12 protein-coding genes and 1 pseudogene are annotated in these 13,768 nt (G+C 45.8%); 8 read left to right on the forward strand and 5 right to left on the reverse strand.

Annotated elements, in window-relative coordinates:
- Positions 1-44: 44 nt before the first annotated feature.
- Positions 45-1,061 (forward strand): tRNA (adenosine(37)-N6)-threonylcarbamoyltransferase complex transferase subunit TsaD, encoded by a 1,017-nt coding sequence (gene tsaD, locus TH606_RS00940; protein WP_068540678.1) that lies wholly within the window; start codon positions 45-47, stop codon positions 1,059-1,061.
- Positions 1,027-1,887: a 16S rRNA (adenine(1518)-N(6)/adenine(1519)-N(6))-dimethyltransferase RsmA gene (gene rsmA, locus TH606_RS00945; protein ID WP_068540783.1), complete on the forward strand. Its 861-nt coding sequence runs from the start codon at positions 1,027-1,029 to the stop codon at positions 1,885-1,887. Before tsaD ends, rsmA begins: the two co-directional genes overlap by 35 nt.
- Here rsmA and TH606_RS00950 read toward each other — a convergent pair.
- Together TH606_RS00950 and TH606_RS00955 are read right to left on the reverse strand one after the other, a co-directional pair.
- Positions 1,874-2,584 (reverse strand): type 1 glutamine amidotransferase, encoded by a 711-nt coding sequence (locus TH606_RS00950; RefSeq protein WP_068540681.1) that lies wholly within the window; start codon positions 2,582-2,584, stop codon positions 1,874-1,876. The genes rsmA and TH606_RS00950 overlap by 14 nt on opposite strands.
- A gap of 10 nt (positions 2,585-2,594) precedes the next feature.
- Positions 2,595-3,740 (reverse strand): 3-deoxy-7-phosphoheptulonate synthase, encoded by a 1,146-nt coding sequence (locus tag TH606_RS00955; RefSeq protein ID WP_068540683.1) that lies wholly within the window; start codon positions 3,738-3,740, stop codon positions 2,595-2,597.
- Between the two features lie 71 nt (positions 3,741-3,811).
- Here TH606_RS00955 and TH606_RS00960 point away from each other — a divergent pair, with 71 nt between their 5' ends.
- Positions 3,812-4,453, forward strand: a complete 642-nt coding sequence (locus tag TH606_RS00960; protein WP_068540684.1) for a MarC family protein — start codon at positions 3,812-3,814, stop codon at positions 4,451-4,453.
- Here the strand turns inward: TH606_RS00960 and TH606_RS00965 are convergent.
- Together TH606_RS00965 and TH606_RS00970 are read right to left on the reverse strand one after the other, a co-directional pair.
- Complete coding sequence (locus TH606_RS00965) at positions 4,423-5,091, reverse strand: HesA/MoeB/ThiF family protein (RefSeq protein WP_068540686.1); 669 nt, start codon at positions 5,089-5,091, stop codon at positions 4,423-4,425. The two genes, TH606_RS00960 and TH606_RS00965, sit on opposite strands and share 31 nt — an antisense overlap.
- Positions 5,088-5,381, reverse strand: coding sequence for a ubiquitin-like small modifier protein 1 (locus tag TH606_RS00970; protein WP_068540688.1), 294 nt, complete (start codon positions 5,379-5,381; stop codon positions 5,088-5,090). The genes TH606_RS00965 and TH606_RS00970 overlap by 4 nt, the downstream gene beginning before the upstream one ends.
- Before the next feature lie 69 nt (positions 5,382-5,450).
- Here TH606_RS00970 and TH606_RS00975 point away from each other — a divergent pair, with 69 nt between their 5' ends.
- The 4 genes from TH606_RS00975 (at position 5,451) to TH606_RS00990 (ending at position 10,289) form a co-directional block, all read left to right on the forward strand.
- A complete protein-coding gene (locus TH606_RS00975; RefSeq protein WP_068540691.1) occupies positions 5,451-6,638 on the forward strand; it encodes a pyridoxal phosphate-dependent aminotransferase in 1,188 nt (395 codons plus the stop codon).
- Between the two features lie 8 nt (positions 6,639-6,646).
- Entirely contained in the window at positions 6,647-7,912 is a 1,266-nt protein-coding gene (locus tag TH606_RS00980) for a phenylacetate--CoA ligase family protein (protein ID WP_068540694.1), read from the forward strand.
- A 254-nt stretch (positions 7,913-8,166) separates the two neighbouring features.
- Entirely contained in the window at positions 8,167-9,117 is a 951-nt protein-coding gene (locus tag TH606_RS00985; protein ID WP_068540696.1) for a tRNA-dihydrouridine synthase family protein, read from the forward strand.
- A gap of 8 nt (positions 9,118-9,125) precedes the next feature.
- Entirely contained in the window at positions 9,126-10,289 is a 1,164-nt protein-coding gene (locus TH606_RS00990; RefSeq protein WP_068540698.1) for an HDOD domain-containing protein, read from the forward strand.
- Positions 10,290-10,584: 295 nt separating this feature from the next.
- On the opposite strand, the gene TH606_RS00995 is transcribed toward TH606_RS00990, so the two are convergent.
- The gene (locus TH606_RS00995; protein WP_068540701.1) at positions 10,585-11,805 is read right to left on the reverse strand and encodes a 3-deoxy-D-manno-octulosonic acid transferase; all 1,221 of its coding nucleotides are present in this window, start codon (positions 11,803-11,805) and stop codon (positions 10,585-10,587) included.
- 196 nt (positions 11,806-12,001) lie between these two features.
- On the opposite strand from TH606_RS00995, the pseudogene TH606_RS01000 reads away from it, so the two are divergent.
- Positions 12,002-13,756: pseudogene (locus TH606_RS01000) on the forward strand (AMP-binding protein); the annotation flags it as partial.
- Positions 13,757-13,768: the final 12 nt, after the last annotated feature.

Below are 13,768 nucleotides of genomic sequence, written 5' to 3' on the forward strand. Positions count from 1 at the left end.
GTTTTATACTCCCGGTAATAGTTTTAGTGGGAAGAGAGTAAGCCATGATAATACTTGCTATTGAAACCTCTTGTGACGAAACTGCCTGTGCTATTCTAAAAGACGGCAGGTATCTTCTTGCCAATCTAGTGGCCTCGCAGGAAGAACTCCACCGCCGCTATGGAGGCATTGTTCCTGAGCTTGCCTCTCGTAAACACATGGAAATCATTTTACCTATCACCGAAGAAGCCCTGAAAAAGGCTAATGTAAGCCTGGAAAATATAGACGCAGTTTGTGTAACCAATGGCCCGGGCCTTATTGGTTCTCTGGTTATTGGAGTCTCTTTTGCCAAGGCCCTGGCTTACGGACAAAAAATCCCCCTTATAGCCTGTGATCACATAAACGCCCATATTCTGGCGGTATTTCTGGAAAAAGAAAGGCCGCCCTTCCCTTTCGTTGCCCTGGTGGTTTCAGGAGGGCATACCGCTCTTTTCTGGGTTAAAGACTATCTTGAGTTCTATCTTCTCGGGCAAACCCGAGACGACGCCGCTGGTGAGGCCTTTGACAAAGTGGCCAAGCTTCTTGGCCTTGGCTATCCTGGTGGGCGCATCATAAGCCGCCTGGCTGAAGAAGGAAACCCAGACCTTATCCCCCTCCCCCGCCCCATGCTTGATAAACCAGGCTTTGACTTTAGTTTTTCAGGCCTTAAAACCGCGGTGGTAAATTACGTGAACGACTTAAAACAAAAGGGGCTGAGCATTCCCCTACACGACCTTTGTGCTGCCTTTGAAAAGGCCGTGGTAGAGGTGCTTAAAGAAAAGGCCCTGGCGGCTCTTTCAGCCACCAACTGCCAGCACCTGGTTCTTGCTGGTGGAGTGGCAGCTAACAAGCGCTTGAGGGAAACTTTGAAACAGGAGGCCCAGAAGAAAAACTTCAGGCTTTACCTGCCAAGCCCTGAGTTTTGCACGGATAACGCCGCGATGGTGGCGGTTTGTGGTTATCGCAAATACTTACGAGGTGAATTTGCCTCCCTTGACCTTGATGTTTATGCCAGAGCAACCTTTAAAAAACTCTCCCTCTAAAATCCCTTCAGCCAGAGAGCTTTTAAGGCGCTATGACCTTAAGGCCAAAAAAAGCCTGGGGCAAAACTTCCTGGCTGACCCCAGGATAGCCCAAAAAATAGTGGCCTTAAGCGGCCTTCCAGAAGAAAAAATCGTGGTGGAACTGGGCGTAGGCCTTGGCACCCTTACCTATGCTCTCGCCCAAAAGGCCCAAAAGGTAATAGGCTTTGAGCTTGACCAGAACCTTATAGAAATCCTTGAAAAAGAAAGTTTTCTCACGCCAACCGTGGAAATAAGACACGGCGACATTTTAAAACTTGACTACCATGCTTTATCAGAAGAAATAGGCCAGAAGCTTATTCTTTTTGGTAACCTGCCGTATTACCTTTCAAGTCGCCTTTTGTGGGAATTAATTCAAAGCCGAAAAAACATAGATTTTTGCGTTTTTATGTTTCAGAAAGAAGTGGCGGAAAGACTTCTCGCCAGGCCCGGCCACAAAAACTACGGACCACTGAGCATCCTTCTTGCCTTAACCGCTGAAACAGAAAAGCTAATGGATCTTTCGCCTGGATGCTTTTATCCCCCTCCTGAAGTGCGCTCAAGCCTTATAAAAATAAAATTTTTGAATGACTCCCTACCCAATGAAAAAAAACTGCTTCAAGTCCTTAAAGCTTCTTTTGCCAATCGTCGTAAAAAGCTTGCTACTAACCTGAGAGCCCTTGACCTGAGTAAAGATGAAGCCAGAAATCTTTTAGAAGAAATAGACATTTCTCCAGACGCCAGGGCCGAGGAGCTACCTCCTGAAAAGTTCCTGGCCCTGGCAGAGAAACTCTCTAAAGACGGGTAAAGCGGTCTAAAAGCTTAAAAAGCATTTCGTGACAGAATTCGTATAACTCCGGTTGCCCTTTTATAGCTTCTGGGTCCTGAACATAAGGGCCACCAGGCTCAAGGTCTTCAGCGCTGTTCTCTAAAAGCCCTGCCACCAGGTCAGGAGTAACTTCCAGGTGAAATTGCAAGGCAAGGATGCGGTCTTCATGAAGAAAGGCCTGATTTTCGCAGGCTTCAGAACGCGCCAGGTGAATGGCCTCTGGAGGAAGGGAAAAAGTCTCCCCATGCCAGTGAAAAACCTCAAGAGAATGAGGCCAGTCTCTAAAAAGGCGGAGGCCTCTGGCAGCAGGCGTAAGCTCAACTGGAAACCAGCCTATTTCTTTGTAACGATTGGGATAAACCTCTGCACCAAGGGCCTCGGCCAGAAGCTGGGCCCCCAGGCAAATACCAAGAATCTTTATTCTTTCTTCATCTTCACCAATAATGTTGCGCAAAAAGGCCTTTTCTTCTGAGAGCCACTGAAACTGGTCTTCATCATGCACGCTCATAGGCCCGCCCATAAGAACCAAAAAGTCAAAATCAAGGGCTGAGGGAAAGGGCTCATCTAAAAAAACTTTAGTGTGAGTTACTTCATAGCTTCGGCTCCGAGCCCAATCAAGAATCACCCCAGGGGTTTCAAAAGGCACATGTTGGATATAATGAAGACGTTTTTTCATTTTCTTTCTCCTATAAATTAACCGCTTTAGGGGCCATACTTTGCAACGCGTAACGATTAGCCAGATCTTTTCTTTGTAAATACGCCTCACGCACAATATTCATGTCTTCAATGAAATGAGGAAGCTCTTCAAGGGTTAAAGCCTGAGGCCCATCACATAAGGCCTTCTCTGGGCGTGGATGAAACTCTACAAGAATCATATTAGCTCCAGCAATTACTCCCTGAGCTGCAGCGTGAAAAATCTCCTGAATACCATCTGGACCAAAATGACGCCTGCCTACCGAGTGGGTAGGGTCAACGCAGACTGGCAGGCGAGTCTGGCTTTTTATTACCGGCACGTGAGCAAAATCTACCAGGTTGCGATGGGGGTCTCCAAGATTTGTTTTCACTCCGCGCAAGCAAAATATAATGTTACGATTACCTTCGCTGGCAATATATTCACAGGCGTTAAGACTTTCTTCAATGGTGATTCCCATACCCCTTTTGTAAAGAACAGGAAACTCCGTCTGGCTACCAACGGCCTTTAGCAGTTCAAAGTTCTGGGCATTGCGAGTACCAATTTGAAGCATTATCCCGGTAGGGCGCCCTGCCCTTTCCCATTCTTCAAAAATTTCGTCTATATGGGATTCCTTACATACTTCCATGGCAATGCAGCGAATGCCATATTTGCCAGCCAGTTCAAAAAGCCAGGGGAGACACTTGCGCCCGTGGCCCTGGAAGGAATAAGGATTGGTGCGAGGTTTATAAACACCCATGCGAGCTGTTTCAAGGCCCACTTCTCTCATAGCCGCAAACATCATTTCTACGTGCTCCGGGGTATCTACCGCACAGAGGCCAGCAAAGATGTGAAAGGTATCCTGGCTGAAATAAAGCCCATTGTATTTAAAACCAAGGCCTTCCTGATCAGCAATGTGGCGACCTATTAGACGGTATTTTTTGGAAACCCTTACTACCTTTTCTACACCAGGTAAGTGGGCAATTTCCTCATCGGGAATCTTAGAAGTATCTCCTATTACGTAGATTTCTATGACCTTGCGTTCTTCACCGGTAACCCCTGAAATACGCGTGGTTATCCCCTGGTAATAGTGGAGAGTCTGTAAAATGCGCTGGACTTCAGGACCAGCCGGATCTATATCCGGCTTTAAAATAACTATCATATTGACACCCCTTCAAAAGAATTGTTTTGTTAAAGATTAAATTTAAAACCCTAAATTTATAATTTGCAAATATGCTTGCATTCATTTTACATCTCTTAGGCGCCTTTATGGCTATTATGAACCCAATTGGGAATATCCCCATCTTTGTAAGCCTGGTAGAAGAATTTAATGAAAAAGTTAGAATAAAAGTAGCCCAAAAAGCTACCCTATGGGCCTTTATTCTGGGTTCTTTGTTTATCTGGGCGGGAAACTTTATTTTCCACTTCTTTGGTATCACGCTTCCCGCCTTTAGAATTGCCGGCGGCATCCTGGTTTTTTTAATCGCCTACAACCTTTTACGAGGGAAAACCTCACGCCAGCATCATCCAGGCGAAGAAGAACACGAAGAAGCTGACCCTGACTCCATTGCTATTACCCCTTTAGCCACCCCTATTCTTACCGGGCCAGGCACCATTGCTACTGCCATGTCCTTTGCCGCGCAAAGGTCAAGTATTTATGAGTTGATAATCATAGAAGCTGTTTTTGGCTTTGTGTGCTTGCTTACCTATTTTTGTTTTGTTTATGGAGAAGCTATTTCCGCCAGGCTTGGCAAAACCAAAATAGGGGTAATCACCCGGCTCATGGGCTTAATTCTTGCGGTTATTGCCGTGCAAATGGGGATAGAAGGAATTAAAGAAGCCTTTTACTTAGCTAGCGAGATTACTTCAAAGTGATAGGTTATTAAGTCAACCAGGAGAAGTTTCCCAACAAGATTATCCTTGCGGCCACAAATTATTTTTACCACTTCAAAGGCTTGAACACCGCCAAGCACAGCACAAATAGAAAAAAAGGCGGCGGGTTCTTCTGGGGCTGCCCCGGCAAACACGTCTCTAAACTTTGGTGGCCTATTCGGGAGGAAACTTGCTACCTGGCCAAAGGCCCCTGAAAGCCCGGCGTGAACTAAAAATTTGCCCTTGGCCTCGCACATATCAGCCAGTATAAAACGGCTATCCCAATTGTCTAAGGCATCTACAACTCCGTTTACTTTATTAGGTATGTCAAACTTTTTTTCAATGCGTTGTACCCAGGCCTCTATCCACACATCATCTCTAATAGCCAGTAGTCGCTCTCTGGCTACTTTAGTTTTAAACTCACCAATATCTTTGGCCGTGTAAAGTATCTGGCGGTTCAAGTCTGTGGGAGAAACACGATCATCATCAACCAGAATAAGCCCGCCAATACCCAGGCGTACTAACCCTTCAGCTACTACTGTGCCAAGGCCCCCTACCCCGGCAATCATAACAGTAGAAGCCCTGAGGCGGGCCATATCTTCGTGAGAAAAAATAGCCTTCTGGCGCTCAAAGATGTTCATCCTCCAGCTCCCGGAGGGAAAATAACTACGGTGTCTCCTGGCTCAATTTCAGTGTTTAATCCTTGCAAATGCAAGACATTTTTACCGTTTACCAGAATAACTACTCCAGGCCTAAGCTTTTCTTCTTCAAGCAGTTTTTCCTGGATGCCTGCGTATTTTTTAGCCAGTTCTTTTAAAAGTTGGGCCAGGGTTATAGGTTCAGCAATAAATATTTCTCCTTCACTTGGCCGATAATTAAGCCTTAAAGTGCCAAAAAGCTTAAATTTTATATTGCCTTCCCTCTTTTCCATGTTCTTATAATAACCTTGACGCTAGCTAAAATAAAAGGTTTAAAAACATAAAAACAAAAGGGGGTTCAAATGTTATCTAACCAGATAAAAGAATATCTTGCCGGAGCATCCTGGATCAGAAAAATGTTTGAAGAAGGCGCCAGGCTTAAGGCCAAATTCGGCCCTGAACGGGTATGTGATTTTAGCCTGGGGAATCCAGATGTTCCTCCTCCTCCAAGTGTTCATAAAGCCCTTGAGGAATTAATTGAAGAAGACGCCCCTTCCCTTCACGCTTATATGCCAAACGCAGGTTTCCCCTTTGCCAGAGAAGCCATGGCCATCAAAGTCTCAAAAGAACAAAGATACGCCGTCCCCATGGAATGTGTGGTAATGACCTGTGGAGCCGCCGGGGCTTTAAATGTTATTTTTAAGGCCATTCTAGACCCGGGAGACGAGGTTATCTATCCTTCACCATTTTTTGTGGAGTACAAGTTTTACATAGAAAACCACGGCGGTGTACCTAAGCCAGTGGCTACTAAGCCTGATTTTTCCCTTGACCTTGCTAAAATAGAAGAAGCTATTTCCCCTAAAACCAAAGCTATACTCATCAATTCTCCCAATAACCCTACTGGCCAGCTCTACGAACTTGACGAAATAAAAGCCCTGGCTGACTTATTGAAAAAGAAGTCCGCTGAAATTGGCCGCCCGATACTTCTCATCTCTGATGAACCTTACCGAAATCTCGTTTTTGACGGTCGGGAAACACCACCTATTTTCCCTCACTATGACCAGAGTATTGTGGTTTCAAGTTTTTCCAAGGAACTGTCGTTGCCCGGTGAACGAATAGGTTTCCTGGCCTTACATCCTGAGGCCCAAAATCGTGAAGAACTTATGGGAGCCTTTATTCTGGCCAATCGTATTTTAGGTTTTGTAAATGCTCCAGCCATGGCCCAGCGCCTGGCAGCTAAATGTGCGGAAGAAGTAGTAGATGTAACCATTTACGAAAAACGGAGAGACCTTTTCTGCGAGGTCCTTGAAGAAGCAGGCCTTGAGTTCGTAAAACCCAAAGGCACTTTTTATGTATTTCCCAAAACCCCTATTGACGACGTAGAATTTTGTAAGCTCCTTCAGGAAGAATTAATCCTTGCAGTTCCCGGCCGTGGTTTTGGTGGCCCCGGGCATATTCGCCTGGCCTTTTGCATTGACGAAGTTTACATTGAAAAAGCCCGCGAAGGCTTTAAACGCGCCGTAGCTAAAGCCAAAGAAATAGCTTATTAGGAGGAAACATGTATCAACCAAGGCTTGAAACCTTACCCCGCGAAGAACTTGAAAAACTTCAATTGAAAAGGCTTAAAGCCACCTTGAGGCATATCCAAGAAAATAATCAGGCCTACTTTGCAAGGTTTGGAGACTTGTCCCCTGAAGACATAAAAACTCTAACAGATATCAGGGAATTACCCTTTATCACCAAAGACGAATTAAGAGAGGCTTATCCCTTTAAACTGGCCTGCGCTCCCAGGGAAGACTTTGTGCGCTTTCACATGTCTTCAGGAACAACCGGCACCCCGGTTATAAATCCTTACACCCGTTCTGACGTAGAGCAGTGGGCAGAAATTATGGCCCGCTGCCTTTCAGCCGCCACCCTTACCCACAAGGACGTCTTTCAAATAACACCTGGCTTTGGTCTTTTTAACGGGGGCTTTGGTTTTCACTATGGTGCCGAAAGAATCGGCTGCTTTGTGGTTCCTATAGGCCCTGGAAGAACCCTCATGCAACTCAAGTTCATTAAAGACTTTGGCACTACAGCCATAGCAGCGATTTCTTCTTATCCTCTGCGCTTAATAGAAGTGGCCAAGGCCGAAGGCTTTGACTTCAAGAAAAGCAAACTTCGGGTAGGCATCTTTGGGGCTGAAGTCTGGAGCAATGAAACTCGCAAATTCATAGAAGAAGAAATGGGCATAGAAACCTTTGACATAATTGGCATGACGGAAACAGGTGGCGTGGGCCTTGGCATAGACTGTATTGCCAAAGCCGGTATCCACGTATGGGAAGACCACTACATCGTAGAAATCGTTGATCCAGAAACAGGAGAAGCACTTCCAGACGGTGAAGAAGGCGAGCTGGTAATAACCACTCTTACCCGTGAAGGCCTTCCCTTAATCCGTTACCGCACAAGGGATATTACCCGGGTGGTATCACGAGGGCGTTGTGCCTGCGGGCGCACTATGTTACGGCTTGCCCGCATCAAAGGCCGCACTGACGACATGCTTAAAGTAAAAGGGGTAAACTTTTATCCCCGCCAGATTGAAGAAATCATTATGGCCCACCCGGAAACTCTCCCTGATTACCTGATAAGAATTGGCAAACAAGAAGGTAAAGACTTTATTGAAATCCTGGTGGAAAGCCGCACCCTTGACGAAACACTTAAAAAACGCCTGGAAGAAGAAATTTATAATTACCTTGGCTTCAGGGCCCAGGTTATCCTTCTCCCTGAAGGGCAGATTCCACGGCGAGAAGGGAAAGCCGTAAGAGTTGAAAAAATAGAAGAATAGAGAAGTAGCATTTTTTGTATTACGGAGCGTAATTGTGCGGAAGCCCGCGGGGCGACGCAGTGACCCTATCAGGTCACTGCGAAGAGGCATAAACTGCCGACGAAGCAGTCTCTCTCCCAAACGCTAGCGAAGGGATCTTAGATTGCTTCGCTCCGCTCGCAATGACAGGTAAAAAAGCTCGCAATGACAGTAAAAATTGTCATCTGTTTTGTGCTCCCAAATATCGCCAAAAAATTTAGATAAATTCAAATAACATGAATAAAAAAGGCAAAAGACTTGTAGGCCTTGCCCCTTTAGCTGGTTTTACTGAAAGCGCTTTTAGAAGACTTTGCCGAGAACTTGGAGCAGACTTTACCTGGACGGAACTCATTAGCGCTGACGCCCTTCTGGCCAAAGGTCTTGATTTGCCAAACATTTATGTTTCAAAAGAAGAGCGGCCTCTTCGCTTTCAGCTTCACGGCTATGATGAAAAGAAGCTCGCCCGGGCAGCTGAGCTGGTTTTAAGCAACCTCAAACCCGAAGGTCTTGATTTAAACGCCGGTTGCCCGGCTCCCAAAATTATAAAAACCGGTGGAGGAGCCGCCCTCCTAGAGGACCTGCCAAGACTTTTTCGCCTGTCCCGCACTCTTGCTAAAATAAGCCACGATTTTGGGGTTGATTTTTCTGTAAAATTCAGGCTTGGCTTCAACCACGACCAGCTTGAAAAAATAGCTGAGACCCTTCTCAAAGCAGGAGTGGACATACTGGTACTTCACCCTCGCACAGCTAAACAGGGCTTTAGCGGCAAAGCTCGCTGGGAAAGAATAAAAGACCTGGTTAACCTGGCTGAAGGAGAGGCCCGGGTTTACGGAAGCGGAGACATAACCAGCTTAAAAGACCTCGCTCTCTTTTTTGCCAAAACTGGTGCCAAAGGAGCCCTTATTGGCCGAAAAGCCCTTAGCAGACCCTGGATTTTTACCGAGTGGAAACTGGCTCAGGAATTTGAGCTAAATTTCTACGGCCGCCTATCCCTTTTAAAAAAACTCCACTCTTATCTCTCAAATTACCGCCCGCAGGAAGAATGCCTGCGAATTCTAAAAATATTTACCCCCAAGTTTTTAAAGGCCATGCCTTACAAACGCAAATTTTTACCCCTAATTCTTAGCGCCCAAAATATAGAACTTTTCTGGAAAGGTCTTGAGTATTGGGAGAAAAATTGCCGATAGAATTATAGATGAAAGCCGAAATTTTACGTTTAATAAACAAATATAAACGCACAGCCAACCTGCCCTCTTTTAAGGAAACAGCTCTGGCCCTTGAAAGGCTGAGGCTTGAATACCACCCCACCACCGAACGCATGGTAAGGATAATACTTCTTGACCCAGGCCTTTGTTGCCAGCTTTTGCGCACAGGGAACTCCGTCTTTTATAATCCCATGGGGCTTCCCATGAAAACTATCTCAAGGGTGGTCTCTCTTCTTGGCTATGAAAACTTAAAAAACCTGGCTAAAGGCCCTCACTTCTCAGATAAAGACCTGAAAGATGAAGAACTTGCCAGAGAACTTGCCGTATCCATCCTGGCGGCTCACTTTGCTGGCAAAGCGGCCATTAAAAAAGGTATAAACGCCGAAGAGGCCTATCTCGCCACCCTTTTAAAACGCATAGGACGACTTGTTTTGCTTCTTTATAGTCCAGAGTATTTCCAGAAGATTAAAACTTTGTCACCGCGACTGCGTAAAGAAATTCTTTACGTTGTGGGAGAAAAGCTTGCCAAACAGTGGAACTTCCCTGAGTTTATTTTGAATAACCTGGAAGGCCGTGAAGTTTTTATTCGGCCTAAAAGGCTTGAACACCTATGCCTTTACGCTGACTTTATGGCCGCAGGAATCGTAGCCGGGAAAGGCCCCCTTGGCTGGGAAAATCTTTTTCGTTCTCTGGAGGAAGTTGATGAGGCAATCAGAAACATCTCTAAAAACGCCTCTCATTTACCGAGTGAAATTTTGAAACAGCTAAAGATAGAAACCTCCGCCAAAGTTTTTTCACCTAACGTAGAAATTGGCCCTTTCTTACCAGAAGAGGCCCTGAATTTGGCCCAAAAAGTTTTAAAAAGCCTTTCTGAAGAACTCTCAGCTGATGGCATACTGATTTATCGCGAAGGAGAAAACTTTTTTATGGTAGATTCCGAGGGGGAAAAACCGGTAAGGCAGGAGTCCTTTAAGCGCTTCCTCGCAACTAACGAAATTATAGCCTATGATGGCCAGGTTTATATCCCTATAGCTTTTCATCGGGTGCCGGCCATTCTCCTGATACTTAAATACCAAAAACCCTTAAGCAATGAAGAACTATATGGCCTGCGCTTTGTAAAACGTACCCTGGAAGACCTGCTCGAAAAATTATAAGATCCGCTATTTCCTGCTAACTGTTTCCCCAAAAAGACAGCAGTTTTTTATTATTGGGAGCGTAAAACAGGTGACAATTTTGGGTTGTCATTACGAGCCACTTACCACCGTCATTGCGAGCGGAGTGAAGCAATCTCAGGGGATTACTTCGTCGGCCCTGCGGGTCTCCTCGTAATGACCCGGTAGGGACACTTCGCCACAGCAAATACGTCGCCTCGCGTTGACGCTTGTAATGTAAAAATGCCCCATTAATAAAATTTTGGACCCAAGTTCTTTTCTGAACGCGCCGCAGCCGTTAAGTCGCCTGTACCAAAGACTTTAAAAAAAAGATATACTCCCGAGAGACTCCTAAAAACTCTTTTCTAAGAGAAAAGGCTTTGGTTTTAATTTTTTCCCGCTCGGAAAGCATTTTTTTCCATAAGGCCGCTACATTTTGAGGATCATCTATTTTAAAGCCCACCCCTGTTTCAATAAGATGTTCTGCCAGGTCAGAAATACTTTCAACATAAGGGCCAAAACACACCGGATGCCCAAAAACCAGCGGCTCAAAAAGATTATGCCCACCTACTGGGACCAGGCTCCCGCCAACAAAAGCTATGTCCCCCAGGGCATAAAGGCTGGCAAGTTCTCCCAGGGTATCCACTACTATTACTTCTGAAGGAGAAGGGGTACTCCGAAGAGAAGCACGAAACCCTTTGTTTTCAGCAAGACTTAAAACTTCTTCGGCCCGCGAGGGATGCCGTGGGCAAAGAAGCAAATAGCCTTCCCCGAACGCTTTAAACGCTTCAAGCAAAATTTCTTCTTCCCCGGGGTGGGTGGAACCACACACAATCACCGGCTTTTTTAAAAAAGGTCCAAGCTCGTTTTTTAAACGGCTTATCTTTTCCTCAGGGGGTGGCGAAACTTCATATTTTAAGTTTCCCAAAAAATGTATTTCTTTTTCAGGCAAAAGTTTTTTAAGACGTTCGGCATCTCCCTTGGTAGCGGCACCTATAAAAGAAAAAGGTTCAAAAAGTATTTTTTTGAGGAAAGAAAACTTTTCAAGCCTCCTTGAAGACTTTTCAGATAAAGCCGCATTAACCAAGGCCATAGGAATGTTTTTTTTGCTTATTTGGGCAAGAAGGCCAGGCCACACGTCTGTTTCCACCAAGATAAAAAAATCTGGATGGAATTTTTTCAAATATTTTTGGACAATGGGATAAAGGTCAATAGGCCCTGGCCAGACAAGGTCAGCTAAATTTTGGGCGCGTTTTAAGGCCTGCTGGTAACCACTTGAAGTGGCCACGGTAAAAACTAAAAAGTGATCAGAAAAGTTTTTCCGTAAGGCCTTTAATAAAGGAATAGCGGCTTGCACCTCCCCTACTGATAAGGTATGAATCCAGATAACCCGTTTAGAAACAGGAATAGTGGGAGGATTTAGGCGTTTAACGAGAAGGGGGCGTTTTTCTCGTTTAAAATGCGGCCCCAGATAAAAAGGCCAGGTAAATATTTGAGAAGCAAAATAAAGCGTCAACATCAAAAGTTTTATTATAGCTTGCTTAAGTTAAAAGAGAAGGAGGACATATGGCCAACGATCACCAGTATGAAACACAGATTGACCACCTTTTGAAAACTACCCAGAAATTTTCTCCCCCTGCCAGGGTTTTAGAAGAAGCCTTTATAAAAGATTATGATTCTGTTTACGCCTATTCCATAAGAGACCCTGAAGGTTTTTGGGGGCAAATTGCTTCAGAGCTACTCTGGCTTGAACCCTGGCAGAAAGTTAGAGAAGTCAACCTACCTTACCACCGCTGGTTTGTAGGCGGAAAAACCAATATCACCTTAAACGCCCTTGACCGCCACGCCGATTCCTGGCGGCGTAACAAGGTAGCAGTAATATGGCTTTCTGAAGAAGGCGAAGAACAGGTAGGCACATACGGGCAATTAAGAGACAGGGTTAACCAGTTTGCCAATGGCCTGAAATCACTAGGCGTAGGCAAAGGAGACCGGGTAGTAATTTACATGCCCTTGACCATTGAGGGCATCATTGCCATGCTGGCCTGTGCCCGCATAGGAGCTATTCATTCCGTTGTTTACGCGGGCATGGGAGCTGGTGCCCTGCGTTCTCGCATTGAAGATTGTCAGGCCAAAGTGGTGATATGTTCTGACGTAACCTTCAGACGTGGCAAAGTGGTAAGACTTAAAGCCGTGGTTGATGAAGCCCTTGAAACACTTGATTTTGTTGAAAAAGTAGTGGTCCATCGCCGCACCAGCCCACCCATTGAACTAGAAGAATGGGAAGTTGATTTCTGGGAACTATTACGGTCTCATTCCCACCACTGCCCGGCTGAAATAATGGACGCCGAGGACCCACTCTTTATCCTTTACACTTCAGGCACCACTGGAAAACCTAAAGGGGTGGTTCACGTTCACGGTGGTTACATGGTGGGAACTTATTATCTCACCAAGGCCTTTTTTGATATCAAAGACAAAGATGTTTACTGGTCCACATCTGATATAGGCTGGATTGTGGGGCATTCCTTCATTGTTTATGGCCCCTCTGCGCCGGTGCCACTCTTCTTATCCGTGAAGGGGCTCCTGATTACCCTCATCCCGGGATAGTCTGGCAAATGGTGCAAAAATATGGTGTCTCTGTAATGTTTACCGCTCCAACGGCTCTACGTATGTTCATGCGTTTTGGTAAGGAACATATTGAAAAATATGACCGCTCTACCTTAAGAATTCTCGCCTGTGCCGGTGAGCCCTTAAACCCTGAGGCCTGGCGCTTTGCCCAGGAGGTTATACTTGAAAACAAGGGCTTCTGTGTTGATAATTTCTGGCAAACCGAAGTGGCTGGCCCTGTTTTGGGGACCCTTCCCTGTCTCCCAGCTAAACCAGGGTTTACCGGAAAGCCTTTACCAGGGGTGGTGGCCGACGTAGTTGATGCCAACGGGAAAGCCCTTCCGCCTGGCAAAGGTGGTTACCTTGTTTTAAGACAGCCTCTCCCCTACATGATGCGCACTATTTATAATGACCCGGCCAGATATGAGTCATACTGGAATGAAATTCCAGGCTGTTATAAAACAGGAGATATCGCCGTTTGCGACGAAGAGGGCTATTTTGCCGTTTTAGGGCGGGCAGACGACGTATTAAACGTAGCTGGCCATCGCATAGGTACTGCTGACCTTGAATCTGCCCTGGTAAGTCATCCCGCCATAGCAGAAGCTGCGGCTATAGGCCTCCCAGACGAAGTCAAAGGTGAGCGCATCAAGGTCTTCGTAGTCTTAAGGGAAGGCAAAAAACCCACCGATGGCCTAAGAAAGAGCATTATACAGCACGTGCGCAAAGAGCTTGGCCCTATTGCCACTCCATCAGAAGTAGCTTTTGTTGACAAACTTCCCAAAACAAGAAGCGGAAAAATAATGCGCCGTTTATTGCGAGCCCAGGAATTGGGGCTCCCTGAAGGGGATACTTCAACCCTTGAAGACTAAAGGCTTGCC

It is taken from the genome of Thermodesulfatator autotrophicus (genome assembly GCF_001642325.1).
Taxonomy (GTDB): Bacteria; Desulfobacterota; Thermodesulfobacteria; order Thermodesulfobacteriales; family Thermodesulfatatoraceae; genus Thermodesulfatator; species Thermodesulfatator autotrophicus.